The sequence below is a fragment of the Corynebacterium sp. LaCa_70 genome, from assembly GCF_058182015.1.
The window spans coordinates 1,033,454-1,049,721 of record NZ_CP190914.1 but is presented as its reverse complement, the minus strand read 5'-3'; the positions used below and the strand labels follow the sequence as shown (position 1 = coordinate 1,049,721).

Annotated in this window: 14 protein-coding genes and 1 pseudogene; 6 read left to right on the top strand and 9 right to left on the bottom strand. The window is 58.0% G+C overall.

The features are described from left to right. Nucleotides 1–9: 9 nt before the first annotated feature. On the bottom strand, nucleotides 10–732 hold the full coding sequence (locus tag ACP8MI_RS04760; protein ID WP_431605079.1) for a uracil-DNA glycosylase: 723 nt from the start codon (nucleotides 730–732) through the stop codon (nucleotides 10–12). Then, nucleotides 729–1,724: a thiamine-phosphate kinase gene (locus ACP8MI_RS04755; RefSeq protein WP_490290727.1), complete on the bottom strand. Its 996-nt coding sequence runs from the start codon at nucleotides 1,722–1,724 to the stop codon at nucleotides 729–731. Before ACP8MI_RS04755 ends, ACP8MI_RS04760 begins: the two co-directional genes overlap by 4 nt. A 41-nt stretch (nucleotides 1,725–1,765) precedes the next feature. On the opposite strand from ACP8MI_RS04755, the gene ACP8MI_RS04750 reads away from it, so the two are divergent. Next, on the top strand, nucleotides 1,766–2,989 hold the full coding sequence (locus ACP8MI_RS04750) for a DUF3515 family protein (RefSeq protein ID WP_284607466.1): 1,224 nt from the start codon (nucleotides 1,766–1,768) through the stop codon (nucleotides 2,987–2,989). Here the strand turns inward: ACP8MI_RS04750 and ACP8MI_RS04745 are convergent. Continuing rightward, on the bottom strand, nucleotides 2,986–4,047 hold the full coding sequence (locus ACP8MI_RS04745; RefSeq protein ID WP_284607467.1) for a D-alanine--D-alanine ligase family protein: 1,062 nt from the start codon (nucleotides 4,045–4,047) through the stop codon (nucleotides 2,986–2,988). The two genes, ACP8MI_RS04750 and ACP8MI_RS04745, sit on opposite strands and share 4 nt — an antisense overlap. Before the next feature lie 49 nt (nucleotides 4,048–4,096). Further along, complete coding sequence (locus ACP8MI_RS04740) at nucleotides 4,097–5,089, bottom strand: NAD(P)H-dependent glycerol-3-phosphate dehydrogenase (protein ID WP_284607468.1); 993 nt, start codon at nucleotides 5,087–5,089, stop codon at nucleotides 4,097–4,099. Between the two features lie 90 nt (nucleotides 5,090–5,179). Between ACP8MI_RS04740 and ACP8MI_RS04735 the strand changes: the two genes are divergently transcribed. Next, nucleotides 5,180–6,175 carry an NUDIX hydrolase gene (locus tag ACP8MI_RS04735; protein WP_049148155.1) on the top strand — a complete coding sequence of 332 codons (996 nt, stop codon included), beginning with the start codon at nucleotides 5,180–5,182 and terminating at the stop codon, nucleotides 6,173–6,175. Here ACP8MI_RS04735 and leuD read toward each other — a convergent pair whose 3' ends face one another. Beyond that, a complete protein-coding gene (gene leuD, locus ACP8MI_RS04730) occupies nucleotides 6,176–6,763 on the bottom strand; it encodes a 3-isopropylmalate dehydratase small subunit (protein ID WP_018120076.1) in 588 nt (195 codons plus the stop codon). Between the two features lie 29 nt (nucleotides 6,764–6,792). Further along, complete coding sequence (leuC, locus tag ACP8MI_RS04725; protein ID WP_126843899.1) at nucleotides 6,793–8,226, bottom strand: 3-isopropylmalate dehydratase large subunit; 1,434 nt, start codon at nucleotides 8,224–8,226, stop codon at nucleotides 6,793–6,795. A gap of 29 nt (nucleotides 8,227–8,255) precedes the next feature. Here leuC and ACP8MI_RS04720 point away from each other — a divergent pair, with 29 nt between their 5' ends. The 3 genes and pseudogenes from ACP8MI_RS04720 (at nucleotide 8,256) to ACP8MI_RS04710 (ending at nucleotide 12,378) form a co-directional block, all read left to right on the top strand. Next, a complete protein-coding gene (locus ACP8MI_RS04720; protein WP_049148156.1) occupies nucleotides 8,256–8,954 on the top strand; it encodes an IclR family transcriptional regulator in 699 nt (232 codons plus the stop codon). A gap of 219 nt (nucleotides 8,955–9,173) precedes the next feature. Beyond that, nucleotides 9,174–10,691 carry a cryptochrome/photolyase family protein gene (locus ACP8MI_RS04715; protein ID WP_284607469.1) on the top strand — a complete coding sequence of 506 codons (1,518 nt, stop codon included), beginning with the start codon at nucleotides 9,174–9,176 and terminating at the stop codon, nucleotides 10,689–10,691. Between the two features lie 192 nt (nucleotides 10,692–10,883). Beyond that, nucleotides 10,884–12,378, top strand: a pseudogene (locus tag ACP8MI_RS04710) (integrase core domain-containing protein). A 165-nt stretch (nucleotides 12,379–12,543) separates the two neighbouring features. Here the strand turns inward: ACP8MI_RS04710 and ACP8MI_RS04705 are convergent. Both ACP8MI_RS04705 and ACP8MI_RS04700 read right to left on the bottom strand, forming a co-directional pair. Then, nucleotides 12,544–13,917 carry an NAD-dependent succinate-semialdehyde dehydrogenase gene (locus ACP8MI_RS04705; protein WP_284607472.1) on the bottom strand — a complete coding sequence of 458 codons (1,374 nt, stop codon included), beginning with the start codon at nucleotides 13,915–13,917 and terminating at the stop codon, nucleotides 12,544–12,546. Nucleotides 13,918–14,153: 236 nt separating this feature from the next. Beyond that, nucleotides 14,154–15,074 carry a DMT family transporter gene (locus tag ACP8MI_RS04700; protein WP_490290726.1) on the bottom strand — a complete coding sequence of 307 codons (921 nt, stop codon included), beginning with the start codon at nucleotides 15,072–15,074 and terminating at the stop codon, nucleotides 14,154–14,156. A gap of 122 nt (nucleotides 15,075–15,196) precedes the next feature. Here ACP8MI_RS04700 and ACP8MI_RS04695 point away from each other — a divergent pair, with 122 nt between their 5' ends. Further along, nucleotides 15,197–15,328, top strand: coding sequence for a hypothetical protein (locus tag ACP8MI_RS04695; protein WP_454980048.1), 132 nt, complete (start codon nucleotides 15,197–15,199; stop codon nucleotides 15,326–15,328). A gap of 33 nt (nucleotides 15,329–15,361) precedes the next feature. On the opposite strand, the gene ACP8MI_RS04690 is transcribed toward ACP8MI_RS04695, so the two are convergent. Then, complete coding sequence (locus ACP8MI_RS04690; protein WP_018120069.1) at nucleotides 15,362–16,201, bottom strand: GDSL-type esterase/lipase family protein; 840 nt, start codon at nucleotides 16,199–16,201, stop codon at nucleotides 15,362–15,364. Between the last annotated feature and the right edge of the window lie 67 nt (nucleotides 16,202–16,268).

Sequence of the window (16,268 nt, the reverse complement as noted above, 5' to 3'; positions counted from 1 at the left end):
CTTACAATCTTATAATTGCCAATCAATTGGCTGGCAGCCTTGGTCTGCCAGGTACTGGTTGGCGCGGCTAAACGGACGGGAGCCGAAAAAGCCGCGGCGTGCCGAAAGCGGTGACGGATGTGGGCTGGTAATCACTGGGCAGTCGAGGAATTTCTCGCATTCCTGAGCTTGTTTGCCCCACAGAATGGCCACCAAGTTTTCTGCCGGTAGGGCACGCAGGATGGCTTCAGTAACAGCTTCCCAACCATGCTTGCGGTGTGAACCGGCTTGGCCCGGCGCGACGGTGAGCACCCGGTTGAGCAGCAGGACGCCTTGTTCGTGCCAGGGGCGCAGATCACCATCGGCGGTGACGGCGTGACCGGTATCGGCGGCGAGTTCTTGGTAGATATTCGCCAGTGAGCGCGGCGGGGCTCCGGTGGCTGCCGGGTGGGTGGAAAACGACAGCCCCATGGCGTGGCCGGGTGTTGGGTATGGATCTTGGCCGACGATGAGCACGCGGACCTTCTTCAGGGGTAGGGACAGAGCGCGGAAGACGTCGTCTTCTGCTGGGAGGTAGTCGCCTTGGCTGGCGTAGCTCATGGCGGCGCTGATCTCGTCGGCAACGGTGGCAAGCACCGGGTACCACGACTTGTCGACGCGTGTGAGCAGGCCCGGCCAGGCGGAAAGTTTTTGTGCTAGGTGGTTGCTTGCGGTATCAGGATCTGTCACCGAATCTGAAATTGGATCAGTCACTGGAAAGACTCCCATCCTTGGTTGGCTGCGCTGTGTTGGATTGGTGTGGCATCCATGCACACGCTATGCTGCGCGGATTTGGTGCCGGCGGTGATCTCCCCGATGCGCCGGAAGCCAGACGGCGCGGGCTTCGCGGTGGTCGCAAGCAAGGTGTGGTCTTCTCCCCCGCCGAGGACCCAATCCCACGGGTCAACGTCGAGCACCTCGCCTGCGTGAACAAGCAGATCATCCGGGGCAAGCGCGGCAGAATCCAGATCGATGCCGACCCCGGAACGCTGCGCCAACAAGTGCAGTTCGCGGAGCAAACCATCCGAGTTATCCGTCATCGCCGACGCCCCGGCAGCGCGGGCGATCATCCCACGATTGGGGCTTAGCCACGGCGCGCAGTGGGCGTCGACAAGCGAGGTGAGCTCCCGGGGAATACCTGCCCGGCCATAACGCTCCAGCAGCGCCAGCCCGGCGGCCGACCAGCCCAGGCGACCGTGTGCCACCAGCTGCTGCCCGGCGCGCGCCCGGTCCAGAGTCAGCGGACCACGGGAACCTCCCAGCGAACCGACGGCGGTAATCGTGACTATGAGTTGGTTCGCCTTCGTGACATCCCCACCCACCAACTCAGCGGTGTACCGGCGGGCGCGGGTGCCAATGCCTGCGGCAATACCGCGCACGACCTCCAGCGGGGTCTCCGGCGGAGCGGACAGCGACAACAACGCTGCAGTCGGGCGCGCACCCATGGCCTCAATATCGGCAAAGTTTTGCAGGATGGCTTTCTGCCCTACCTCTTCGGGGCTAGACCAATCGAGGCGGAAATGTCGGCCTTCTACCAACGTGTCCGTGGCTACCACCGTGCGCGAATTGGGTTGGCCGGGAAACAGCACCGCGGCATCATCACCGTTAATCACTGACGGCGCAGCATCGGTAATAGCCTGGATGACCTCGCGCTCACTGACCTCGCCGAGGGTGAGGTGGGTTGGTAGGGCTGGCTTATCGCTCACTCATGGCCTTTCGTTCGGTGCGGTTCGTTAGACTTTCGATTATGACTGCAGATCCCACCAACCGTGCAGAAAGTGCAGAAAACGCAGGCGGCGCTAGCAATCCAGCCTCTACCCCGGAACGCCACGCCGCTCCAGGCAGCGATCTGGCAGCGCACGACCCAGTGGAAGGCATCGGGCGCGCGCCCATTTACATCTCGCTGGGCCTGTCATTGGGCCTGGTTGCGGTGGTGTTGGTGGGTGCGCGCATCATTGGTGGCGGTGCCCCCACGGTGACGCTGTCGGATCTGCCTGCCGAACACGCTAATTCGGAGGAATGCCTCCAGCTTATCGACACGCTTCCCGACGAAGTCACTGACCTCCCACGTGCAGAAATAGCCGAACCCGCCCCGGCCGGTGTCGCCGCATGGTCAGAGGGCAGCTCCGGTGCTGGCGGGAACTACCGCGACCAGGTAAGCCTGCGCTGCGGCGTGGATATTCCGTTCCAATACAGCGAATACTCGCACACACAGGTCGTCGACGCTGATGGTGCCGCATCCGCTGACAGCTCTAGCGGTGACGAGACAGCAACCGAGTGGCTCGAAGTCCAGGATCAGACGCCGGGATCAACATTAACCACGTGGTATACCACCAACCGCTTCCCGACGGTGGCGGTCACCGTCGATCGCGCCAGCGTCGAGCCCGCAGCTCATGGCAATTCAGGTGACGGCGGTGCACAAGATGGTGCTGGTGGAGATGCTAGTGAAGATACTTCAGCGCAAAATAGCGCGGCGGCAACCACCCGCGAGGCGCACAAAGCCATCGCACAATTGACGGCTGCCACCGAGGCCTTAGAACTCCGCGAACACCAACCGCACCCCGCACCGCTATCGGAACTTGCATCCGGCACGCCGGAGGACCTGGCTACCTGCCAGCCGCTGCTTGCCGCCGCCCGGAACGGTTTCACCCCGGCCGATGGCTACGAACTCTACGAGGACACCGCCGACGACACCATCGCTTGGACGCACCCGGGATACGAGCCGGTCGTGCTGCGCTGCGGCATCGCGGACCCCGACGTTCCCCTCGGTGAGCGTCTGCAGCAAATCAACGAGGTGCCGTGGTTTGAAGACACCGTGCTTGCCGACGGCACCACCGCTTCCACCTGGTACCCACTGGGCCGAGAGGTAGCGGTGGCGGTATCGACGCCACAGGCTGCTGCACAGGAATCGCTCGCGCGCATTACTGAGCTGCTCAAAAAACATACCGCAGCGGACCCGAACGCCGGCTAGCGCGCGAGGGCGGTCTGGATCATGGTATCCAGCAACTCCGGGTAGGCAACACCGCTGGCCTGGAATACCTGCGGGTACATCGAAATCGGCGTAAAACCGGGCATGGTGTTGATCTCGTTGATCACCGGGCCGGATGCGGTAACGAAGAAATCCACCCGTGCCAGTCCCTGGCAATCAAGTGCCCGGAATGCGGCCTGCGCCATGTCCTGCAGCTGGCCGGTAACCTCATCGTCATACGGGGCCGGAATGGTCGGGGTGACAACGTCGGCAAGATACTTCGTTTCAAAACCGTAGAAGCCTTCCTCACTGGCGTGAGTATTATTCAGCTTCGCCGGTACCGAAGCCACGATGCGACCGTCTGGGTACTGCAGAACACCAACCTCGACCTCATCGCCGACGATCTCAGTTTCTACGATCGCTTTGCCCGCCACATCCGCATCGCGCGCGGCATCCAGAGCCGCTGGGAAATCCTGCCAATCGGTGACCTTGGACACCCCAATCGAGGAGCCGCCGCGGGCCGGTTTCACAAACACCGGCAGGCCCAAACGCTGCTTGTCGTCGTCGGCAAGCTCTTCGCCTGCACCCACGACTGCCTCCGGGGTGACCGGCAGCTGCTCAGCAACCAGCAGTTTTTTCGTGTACTCCTTATCCATGCTCGCCGCCGAAGACAACACACCGGTGCCCACATACGGAATATCGGCTAATTCCAGCATGCCCTGAATGGTGCCATCCTCACCGAACGGGCCATGCAGGACAGGAAAAACCACGTCAAACTCCGCATGCACTTCACCGGTGGTGAGATTGTGCAGCACCCTACGCTGCGGATTCAGTGACAACGTGAGCTCATCGCGCAGAGCAACCTCCGGCATCTGGCCATCGACAATTTCTAGGCCCTGCTCACCGACGGTAAGCACACCATCTTTGGTGATGCCGACAGGAATAACCTCATAGCGGTCCCGGCCCAGGTGAGCCATGATCGCCGAAGCGGATACGCAAGAAACCGAATGCTCGGTGCTACGACCACCATAAAATACTGCCACGCGCGTCTTGTTTGTCATGCGCGTCATGCTACCACCGGCACATCGCGTTTCAGCGGCTTATCCCGGGCTACTCGGACTTTTTCGACCGCCCCATCAACGAGACCATCATGTCGGATACTGCCAGATCCTTATGGCACACCGAATACACCGCCTGGGTCAGCGGCATATCGACGTTGTGGTCCTGTGCGAGCTGGAAAATCGAATTCGACGAAATCACGCCCTCAGCCACCTGACCTTTCGTTGCGGCTTTCGCCTGCGCCAAGCTATCACCCAGCCCCAAACGCTTACCGAAGGTGCGGTTGCGGGACAGCTCCGAATTGCACGTCGCCACCAGATCGCCCAAACCAGCCAGGCCCGCGAAGGTGCGCTCGTCGGCACCCAGCGCATTGCCCAGGCGGGTAATTTCTGCCAGCCCGCGGGTGATCAGCGTGGCCTGGGTGTTTTCGCCCAGCTTGAGCCCGGTGGCCATGCCGCAGGCCAACGCGATGACGTTTTTGCACGCGCCGCCGAGCTCACAGCCGATGACGTCGGTATTGGTATACGGGCGGATATAGTGATTCGCCACCGCGGCCTGCACCAGCTTCGCGCGGTTTTCATCCACGCACGCAATCACGGTAGCCGCGGGTTGTTCCAAAGCGACCTCGCGCGCCAGGTTCGGCCCCGATAAAACAGCGACGCGGTCTTCTTCAATTCCGGCTTCCACAATGACTTCCGTCATGCGATTTAACGTGCCGCGCTCAATGCCCTTCGAAATCGACAGCACCGTGGCATCGCTGGGAATCAGCGGCGCCCAGGCGCTGACATTATCGCGCAAAGTTTGCGAAGGCACGCCACAAACCACAATTTCCGCACCGTCCAGTGCGGCCGCGATATCCGTGGTGACTTCCAGTGCGTCGGGAAGCGTAATGCCCGGCAAATAATCCGGGTTTTCCCGGGTGTTGCTGATGGTTTCCGCGAGTTCTTGCCGCCGCGCCCACAAGCAGACGTTATTTCCGGCATCGGCGAAAACTTTTGCCAGCGTGGTCCCCCACGAACCAGCTCCCATAACCGCGACCCTCATTGCGCCTCCTCGAAATACATCCCCACCAGCCTACCGGTTAGGCGCGCCCCGGTTATGCAAAATGCAGTAGTTTTCGGAAAGATAGTCACCATGGTGAAAAAATCCCAGATGAGCGAAGCCGATAAAGATAATCAAAGCGGATTTAGTCTCTCCGCCCGCTACCACCAGATCGCCAAAAACCCCGGCGCTGACTACCCGAAGCCGACGCTGGCTGCCGGTGCCGTGTTATGGCGCCGCGGGGACAACGGCGCTGCAGAGGTCGCGGTCATTCACCGCCCGCGTTACGACGACTGGTCACTGGCCAAAGGCAAGGTTGATCCAGGCGAATCACTGGCCAGCTGCTGCGTGCGCGAAATCGCCGAGGAAACCGGCTACCAGGTACAGCTCGGCTCGCTGCTGGGATCAGTCAACTACCCGGTGCAAGGCCGCACCAAGGTGGTGTTTTACTGGAACGCGGAGGTCACCGGCGGGAAGTTCCGGAAAAACGATGAGGTCAATAAACTCCGCTGGCTTAGCGTCACTCAGGCATGCGACAAGTTGACCTACGACACCGACCGGCGGGTCTTGGAACAGGCAGCCATCCGGCATGACGACGCCGTCGACACGCGCGTGCTGTATGTGCGTCACGCCAAAGCGCATGACCGCAAAACCTGGAGCGGCGATGACAATCTGCGCCCGCTGCACAAGAAGGGACGACGCCAGGCGGAACTGCTGGTACCGATGCTGCGCGCATACAAGCCGACCGCGCTGTATTCCGCAGAACCGGCACGCTGCCAAACCACCATTGCTCCGCTCTCCGATGCGCTGAGTCTGCCGGTGACCACCGAACGGATTGTGGGGGATGCCGGATTAGATGATCTTCCGGCGGCGACCGCGCGTTTTCGCGAGATTGCTTCCGGCGGCGGGGTTCCGGTGATTGTCTCGCAGGGCGGGATGATGCCAGAGATCATCGAGACTTTAGCGGCTGAGGCCGACTTTGACATCGCACCGCGGGAATTTAAAAAAGCCGGCACCTGGGTGCTTGCGCTGCGTGAAGGCAAGCTCGTCGGTGCCGACTATCTGGCATCACCACTGCCAGTGCGCTAGCTAGCGCACCTGTGGCTTGAAGCGTGGACGGCGTGATTCAAAATCACTGATCGCGTCGTCGTTCTGTAGCGTCAGCCCAATATCGTCCAGGCCTTCGCGCAGACGCCACGCGGTGTAATCATCGATCTCAAACGGATAGACATTTCCGCCGACATCCACCGAACGCGATTCCAGGTCCACCGTCGCCTCGGTGCCGGGTTCTGCTTCCAGCTGCTTCCAAATCAGCTCGATATCGGATTGTTCCATAATTCCTGCCAACAGCCCGGCCTTACCGGCATTACCGCGGAAAATATCGGCGAATCGCGGCGAAAACACCGCACGGAAACCGTAATCTCCCAGTGCCCACACTGCGTGTTCACGAGAGGAACCGGTGCCGAAATCCGGGCCGACGAACAGCACGGAACCGTTGCGGAATTCTTCGCGGTTGAGCACGAAGTCATCGTTTTTGCGCCAGTTGGCAAACAGGCCATCCTCAAACCCCGTCCGCGAAACGCGCTTGAGGTACACCGCCGGGATGATCTGGTCAGTATCAACGTTGGAGTATTGCATCGGCACACCAACGCCGGTGTGTGTGGTGAACTTTTCCATGGGTTGTGCTCCTCTTTATCCTCGCTGCTCTACAAATCCGCCGGGCTAGCCAAGGTGCCCTTGATCGCGGTGGCAGCGGCTACGGCTGGCGAAACCAAGTGGGTGCGCCCGCCAGGGCCTTGTCGGCCTTCGAAGTTACGGTTTGACGTCGACGCCGAGCGCTCGCCTGGACGCAGTTGATCAGGGTTCATGCCCAAACACATCGAACAACCTGCGGTGCGCCATTCCGCTCCAAAGTCGGTAAAGATCTTATCCAGACCTTCGTCTTCGGCCTGCTGTTTTACCCACGCCGAGGACGGCACCACCATCATGCGGGTATCCGCAGCCAGTTTGTGGCCGCGGACTACCTCAGCGGCAGCGCGCAGATCCTCAATACGCGCATTGGTGCACGAGCCCAAGAAAACGGTGTCGATCTTGATATCACGCAGCGGGGTGCCCGGTTGCAAATCCATGTAGGCCAGGGCTTTTTCCGTGGCTGCGCGGTCGCTATCATCGGTGCAGTCTTCTGGGTCCGGAACCACAGAATCCAGTGGCAGGCCTTGCCCAGGGTTGGTTCCCCAGGTGACGAATGGACGCAGCGCAGAGCCGTCGATTTCCACGACGGTATCGAACTCGGCTCCCTCATCCGTCGGCAAGGTCTTCCAGTATTCCACTGCCTCGTCGAAGTTTTCTGGGGCGAATTCGCGGCCGCGCACGTAGTCAAAGGTCTTTTCATCGGGCGCGACCATTCCGGCGCGCGCACCGGCTTCAATGGACATATTACAGATGGTCATGCGTGCTTCCATCGACAGTTTTTCGATGGCCTCACCGCGATATTCAATAATGTGGCCTTGACCGCCACCGGTGCCGATCTTCGCGATAATCGCCAAAATCAGATCCTTAGCCGTCACGCCCGGCTGCAGCTCACCACTGACTTCGATGGCCATGGTTTTGAATGGCTTCAGCGACAGCGTCTGCGTGGCCATGACATGTTCTACCTCAGAGGTACCAATACCCATCGCAATCGAACCGAAGGCACCATGGGTGGAAGTATGCGAGTCACCACACACGATGGTCATGCCCGGCTGGGTAATACCCAACTGCGGGCCGACGGTGTGGACAATGCCCTGCTGCTTATCCCCCATGGAATGCAGGCGAATGCCGAATTCTTCGCAGTTTTTGCGCAGCGTGCCCACCTGGGTACGGGAGGTTTCCTCTTTGATCTCCAACAGGTTACCTTTGGTAATACCTTGCGTTGGCACGTTGTGATCTTCGGTGGCCAGGTGCAGCTCCGGGTGCCGCATCGCACGACCATTCATCCGCAGCCCGTCGAAAGCCTGCGGGCTGGTGACTTCGTGCAGCAGCTGAAAGTCGATGTAGATCAGGTCTGGTTTGTCGCCTTCTCCTTCGACGACGACGTGATCACGCCATACTTTTTCGGCAAGAGTGAGTTTTTCTGTCATGGTTTCCACCTCACTTGTTATCCCACATGTTAGGAAGATAGTATCATGGTATGGGACGCTATAGCGAAATCTCGGGAATCAAAGTGCTCGATCGCGCGGTCGCGATCATGAAAGCCACCGCGAATACCCCAATGAACCTCTCCGAGCTGTGCACCGACACCGGTATTCCCCGCGCCACTGCACACCGCCTGGCCAGCGCGTTGGAGATGCACCAGATTTTGGCGCGCCGGGCTGACGGCCGCTGGGGTGCGGGCCCAGAACTTCCCGGATCCCAGGACAAACTGGTGGCCACAGCTACCCCATTTATGGAAAATCTGATGGATGCAACCGGCGAATCCGTGCAGCTTTACCAGCGCCGCGGCGACGAGCGCATCTGCATCGCCGCCTGCGAACCAACTTCTGGCCTGCACAACATGGTGCCGGTAGGTTCGACGCTAACTTTGAACTCAGGTTCAGCCGCCCGGGTTTTGCTTGCCGACGTCACCCCTGATGAGCGCGACCGAATCCTTGCCACCGCCTCCTATTCGCTTGCCGACGTCACCGAGGCCGCCGAACGCGGTTGGTCGGAATCCATCGGTGAACGTGAACCAGGCCTGGCCAGTATCTCGGCGCCGGTATTTGATGCCACTGATTCTCTGGTCGCAGTGCTTTCCGTTTCCGGGTCCACCGAGCGCATGCAACCCAGCCCGGCAGCGTGCTATGCCGAGATTGTGCAGCAGGCAGCACACGACCTCAGTGCGCAACTATAAGTCTGGCATTTTTTAGTTTCGGGGTGGCTTAAGATAAGCTTATGCGCCTTTCCCCCTGGCCCCCGTTTACCCGTTTTGGGCACCGGCGGCAGTGACGCACTCGTCGTGCCACGTTAGCACGGGCCATTGAGCTAGGCGCGGCAGCTCGCAGCCACCATGGTTGTAGCCAGCATTACTGCGGAAAACGTAAAAACGAGTGATATACAGATGCCAAATACAATGAGCACCCCGCAACCAGCATTGATGTGGTTTCGTGACGATTTACGGCTGCGCGATAACTCCGCGCTCGACTGGATTGCACAGCAAGGCCCTGTGATTGCCGTTGTCATCGAGGAAGATCCAGAAACAACCCGTACCCGGGAGCTAGGCGCAGCGGCACGGTGGTGGTGGCAACGAAGCGTACACCAGCTTAAGAACAGCCTCGCTGCTCACGGGGTCCCGCTGCTATATCACTCAGGCGATCCGCGGGAGATCATTCCCGCAATTGTTGAGGAATTTGGGGTATCCGCGGTGGGGTGGTCGCGACGCTATCACGAGCCCTTGCGCGAGCTAGATGCAGAAATTAAACAGATGCTGCATGAGCGCGGGGTTACGGCGCGAAGCTTTGCCGGGCATTTATTAACCGAGCCTTGGGAAGTACTGACGCAGCAGGGAAAGCAGTACAAGGTCTACACTCCGTTTGCGAAAACCGCCCGCACTATTGCAGAAGTTAATGTTGCCAGCTACCTCAACAATGTCAATGATCAAGCCCCCTCGCCGACAGGCCATGATGAACTCAGTCCAATTGGGCTCGCAGGACCGGGCACAGATTTTCCTGCCTCGTCCCCACTGCCTGACTGGAACGAGCCCGATTGGACGCACACACTTGCACAGCATTGGCTGCCTGGAGAAAACGCGGCCTGGAAGATCGCCGAAGAGTTTCTGGACCAATTAGCTGCGGCTGCGCGGAAACAAGCGCCACACTATGCTGCTGATCGTGACCGTTTAGATAAGCAGGCAACTTCCCGGCTATCACCGTATTTACGCTTCGGCGAGATTAGCATCCACCGCCTGTGGGCCCTGGTCACCGAAGCGAGTGATACTGGGCGCATTGCTGGTGAGGATGCTTCCGCATTCCTGAATGAATTATTGTGGCGCGATTTTGCATGGCACCGTCTCTATCATTTGCCGGAGCTGCACCGGCGCAACGTGCGGCAACAGTTCGATCATTTCGATTGGCACTGGGATGAGATAGAAGCGCAACGCTTAAGTACCACGCGCCGGGATCCGCGCTGTGCGGAAGCAACCGAAGATCTTCCGACCGACGATTTTCGAAGAGTGTTTTCGGCGTGGCGTGCGGGGCAAACCGGGATTGCGGTGGTTGATGCCGGGATGCGGGAATTATGGGAAACCGGCACTATGCACAACCGAGTGCGCATGGTAGTAGCGAGTTTTTTAACGAAGAACCTCGGCATCCATTGGCGCCACGGTGAGGCCTGGTTTTGGGACACCCTGGTAGATGCTGACCCAGCATCAAACCCGTTCAATTGGCAGTGGGCGGCCGGCTGTGGCGATGACGCCGCACCATATTTCCGAATCTTCAACCCTGATAGTCAGGCCAAACGCTTCGATCCTCATTACCGTTATATCCGGCACTGGGTTCCGGAGTTTGGGACTCCAATGTATCCGCAGCCATTGGTGGATCTGAAAGAATCCCGGCGCCAAGCCTTAGCGGCTTACGACGAGGTAAAAAACTAACACCCGCGGCCCGAATACACGGACCGCGGGTGAAAGCCAACTGAGCTTACTAGTCAATAACTAGCTTATTACTGTGATGTCTAGTGACTTCTTGGACTCGGAGTCCAGTTAGTTTTTTGACGCGGAGTCCAGGAAGTTTATGGACAGGATGTCTAACGACTTTTTGGACTCTGGCTTGTTGACAATGTGGGGATGGCAATTCCCATTACTCTCCGCAAGAAGATAGCGGATTTCGACCCCATCCGTGAGGGCATCACGGTCCAGCAGTTCTGCAAGAACATTGGCGTATCGAAGCAGACGTACTACAACATCAAAGCACGTATCGCCGAAGGTGGGCGGGCTGGCATCGTGCCGGATCGCACGGCACCGCTGAACCCGCGACGGGTCTACGATGTCAAGATTCGACAACAGGTCCTGCAAGCTCGCGGTACGTTAAAAGCCCACGGCCAAGACTTCCGGCCCATGGTCAATCTTCTATTTCTTCCTCGACGAACTCGGCTACGACCAACCACCGTCACGAGCTTTAATCGCACAATGGTTGCACGAGGCTGGCGTCGCTGAGATCAATGCACGGAAACGACCGCGTAAGTCCTACAGGCACTTTGCCAGGGGCGAAGTCAATGAACTGTGGCAGATCGATGCGTTTACCTACAGACTCTTCGATGTGGCTCACACGCAAGTGACTATCTACCAAGTCGTCGACGATGCCAGCCGCTTCGACGTCGGCTCCTAAGCTTTTGGAACTCCAGAAAACGGCACCGATGCCCGCATCACGCTAAGTGGAGCCATTGATGCTTACGGACTTCCCCAAGAAGTCCTGTCTGACAACGGTGATGCCTTTGCCACCTACCATCGCGGCCGGCTGTCGCAAACCGAATGCTGGCTCGCCAGCCTGGGAGTTCAATCAAGTGCGGGCTTTGCTCCCACGACGCAAGGCAAAGATGAGCGATCGCACCAAACCATGACCAGGTTTTTGGATGCTCGTACCCCGACGACGCTGGCGCAGGTCCAACAGCTGATTGTCGACTACCGCAACTTCTACAACACACGCCGTCGCCACCAAGGACTTCTCAAAGGCAAGATGCACATCACCCCAGCCCAAGCCTGGGAGATTATCTCGCATGCCCAGCCACCGACGCAGCCGATTGACCCAGATGTTTTATGGACAAAAATCGCGAAACAATATCACCGGATTCACCCCGACAACCAGGCAGATGCCTTAGCAGCCGAGACAGTGGTCGCGACAGATAATGCCCTGCCTGAAGTTGCAGCTTCAGACAGGGCACCAAGTAACGACACTCAGGCGATCCAGCAAGATGCACCCCATGCCGATTCCTCAACCGTAATGCCAAGCTCTACCGGTGTAAATGCACTCTGGCCTATCCCGGACAAGCTGTGGATCAACAAAAGCGGGGTGGTACGCGTTATGGGACACGGCCTCTACGTCGGGCTGCGCTTCAAAAATCGAGCCATCTACAGCAGCGTAGCCGATGACTATGTGGAATTTTTTACTGATCACGACGGTGAGAAACTGTTGTCATTTCCGCTGCCGATCCAACTGAATCAGCGTCCACCCGGCGGTCAAATCAACATAAACCACGTTGTCGGCATGTGGCACCGACAACCCCCAGAGCTAAAACCCAACCTCTCTGGGCCACGGCCAAGCCGCCGGAAGAAGCCAAGCTAGCACCAGTACAAAAACTCCGTGGACTCCCCGTCCAAAAAGCGGGGAGACTCCGCGTCCACAAAGTCCCTAGACTCCGAGTCCAAAAAGTAGCTGGACTCCAAGTCCAAAAACCTCATGGACATAACATAACTAGCTTATTACGCAGTCACTTTTGTCAATCGCTTCTTAGTCGTTGACGTAGAAGGACTGCTTGTTCACGAACTCATCAAGCGCCAGCACGGAAAGCTCACGACCGAAGCCGGAGTTCTTCACACCACCGAATGGCAGCACTGGCGTCATGGCCTGTGGTAGGTTGACGTGAATCATGCCGGACTCGATCTTGTCGGCAACCTTCTTGGCACGCTCCTTGTCTTCCGAGAAGACTGCGCCGCCCAAGCCGTAGTTCGAGTTGTTAGCCAGCTCGATGGCTTCTTCTTCCGAGCTCACGGAGTAGATCTCGGCAACTGGGCCGAAGAATTCGTCGTAGTAGGACTCGGAACCAACCGGTACGTCTGTCAGCACAGCTGGGCTGTAGTACGCAGCGGACTCGTGCAGTTCGCCGCCGGTGTGCAGCTTGGCGCCTTCTTTCACCGCACGCTGTACCTGGTCGTTGAGTTTCTCCGCAGCATCGCGGGAAGACAGTGGGTAGAACTCGCCCTCGTTCGGGTTGAGTGGATCGCCAGGCTTGTAGGATTCTGCGATACGCACCATCTCGTCAACGAACTCGTCGTAGATATCGTCCATGACGATGATGCGCTTGTTCGAGGTGCACGCCTGACCAGTGTTGTCAATGCGCTTTTCCCAAGCGACCTTTGCTGCGTCCTTGACATCATTCGTGTCCAGTACGATGTATGGGTCAGTACCGCCCAACTCAAGCACGCACTTCTTCAGTGCTTTACCTGCCTGTGAAGCAACCGCGGCACCTGCACGCTCGGAACCGGTCAGGGAAACGCCCTGAATGCGCTTATCGGCAATGATCGTGGAGATTTGGTCGTGATTAGCATAAACGTTGTTGAAAACGTCTTCTGGCAGGCCAGCCTCGAGGAAGATCTTCTCGAAAGCTGCCGACGACTTCGGGCAGATCTCGGCGTGCTTCAAAATAATGCCGTTGCCGTTCATCAAGTTCGGGCCAGCAAAGCGGGCAACCTGGTAATAAGGGTAGTTCCACGGCATGATGCCCAGCAGCACACCGAGTGGCAGACGACGCATCACTGCCTTACCGCCAGGTACCTCGATTGGCATGTCAGCCGAGTATTCCTCGGCACGATCCGCGTAAAACGCCAGAATGTTAGCGGAGAACTCAACCTCGCCTTCCAGCTCTGGGATCTGCTTACCCATTTCTTCTGCAGCGATCTTTGCTAGCTCGGTTTTACGCTCACGCAGCAAATCCGCAGCCTTGTTCACAATCTTGGCGCGCTCTGCGAAAGTGGTGTTGCGCCAAGTCTGGAATGCCTCATGAGCCTTGCTCAAAACATCCTGGATTTCCTGGTCTGTCGCCGTATCAAATGATTCGACGACCTCATTCGTGGCCGGGTTTTGTACGCGATATGGGATGGACATTTGTTACTACTTCCTCCGATTACTCGGGTACGTATAAACGAATCATCTGTCACGAACCGATCTGTATGGATCGATTGTGTTAGCCGAGGATACACAAAAACCGCATCACCGTCAGAGCATGAAAATTCCGTACACACTAATCGTTACGACGCAGCACCAACTTACCGGTACTGCCCCGTATACACACGTTCCTTCTTCGTAAGGCGTATTAGAAAAATACGGACATTGCTGCTGGCTTAGTTCATGCGCACTACAACGACGCCGAGGAAAATCCCGACCAATCCACAAACCCGCCGTACCGTCAGGCGACGTTTCGGCGCCCCAATCCAACCGCGCGTTTCCAGAAGCTGACCTGCCGTAATGGTTCCGGATAACGCCGCGATGACCATCAACCCGGTACCCAGAATCGGGGCAAACAGCGCTCCCCCGACAACGAAAAACGCGCCCAGAACACCGCCGAGCCATTTCCACCACGGACCTGCCGGAATGGGACGGAATACTCGCGAGCGCCCAGGCAGAACGAGACTCAGGATAAACAGCACCGCAACACCGACTGCGAGCGAAAGCAGACCTGCGTGAATTGGCGATCCAATGATTGCCCCTAAACGCCCATTCACAGCAGTTTGGGTAGCTGAGCCCATGCCAATCGCGACACCAAACCCGCGCCACACCCAGGCGGCTAGCCCCTGAGCATGTCCCTCCCAAAGGCGGCCTCGACCGATATCAAGCACCACCGCGGTGGCGCCCAAGACAATAAGTGCACCGAACAGGCGCAACGGCGAAATCGAAAGCACATCATATCCAAAGAGCCCAAAGTGATCGATAAGCAGGCCCATCAACATCTGACCAACAATGGGCATGATGACGGTATGCACGCTCCCGATCTGTGGGAACAACAAGATATTGCCGACGATAAATAGCACTCCGAGCGGGCCGCCGAGAAACAACCACAGCGGAGCATCGGCAAGCGAAGAAAATTCCGGTAAAGGCTGACCCGTCAAAACCCATGCGACCGGCAACAGCGTGCCAATACCCACGAGAAACGAATACAATGCCGTGACGACAGGGTCGCGCACGTCGGCACGCAAACGCGTATTGACAGCCGTTTGCACAGGCACAATTGCGCCCACACCAATGGCTCCGGGAAGTGACAACATCGTGTTCATTCTTTCTGGTTCGGAAGAGATCTGCCCACGATCGTTCACTATTTTGTTGCCAGCAGCCGCCGCCCGAAAGCACTTACCCCCCAAGACGCTGCTGAACAGTGTGCAGCCGATAAATGCACATTCGCAGGCAGACCGGTTACGTCGACAAGTTCCGCAACGCTCTCGGCACACGTGATATCAACGGCGCCGAGGTGCGCCTTGCACTCGAGTTATCGCACTGGCTTAATAACGCAGAAGCGAACTAAAGCCCGAGCAGCGCATCAAAAACTGCTTGCGTTTTACCAGGTACCAGCGATGATATCGGCGATATGGCGGTTACCTTCATGCGTGTAGTGGAAGGTCATGTTGTACGGATCAGACTGGTTGTCCAAGAATCCAGATACCCAGCGCTGTTGCTTCGGAGCACACTGTCCATGGCCATGAGTCGCACGGTTGAGGTCGAAGTATTCGACGTTCTTGTCCGCAGCAACGGTCTTCTGCCAGTCTGTCACCGCACGTAAGGAATTACCCAACGGCGCAAACGGGAAGCTCAAATCTACCTGGTTGAAGTGGACTGGGCAGACAAAGTCATTCATACCTATCATTTCTGGGTAACCCAGAATCTGAATTCGCGCGTTCGGCGCAGCGTGGCGGATACGATCGATCTGGTGACCGACGTAGTCACGGTACGACTGCTTTTGGTGAGCATAAATTCCAAAGCCTTTGAAATTGTCGTTCAGGCCAATCTGCATGTGCACGTTGGTGGTGCCTGGATTTAGTTGCTGGGACTGCAACGCTTGATCAACTTGCATCGCCAGCGGGCTGTGATTATTCAAGGTTCCGTAGGTTGCCGCACCCGAACACGAAAAATCAGACACATGAGCGCCGTGTCGACGCTCCAGCTCCACGCCGACGCGGTCGATACCCTTCGGGCAGCTGCTGTGTTCTGCAAGCGTGACACCCGTGGTAAACCCGGGGTTCACGAAGTCCACAAAACCGTGCGGTGGGTTGGCCAACAAAGAGTCACCGAACAGCACCACGTTACGCTGCTGTGCTTCCGCCGCAGGCGTATGCGCTACGATACCGGTTGCTCCCACTACTGCCGCAGCCGCGGCTGCGAGTACTTTACGGAACTTCATAGAACCCCTTTAACGATTTTTCTGCATTACTGTATGACTCTTCAGCACATGGCTACGCTAGCAGCCA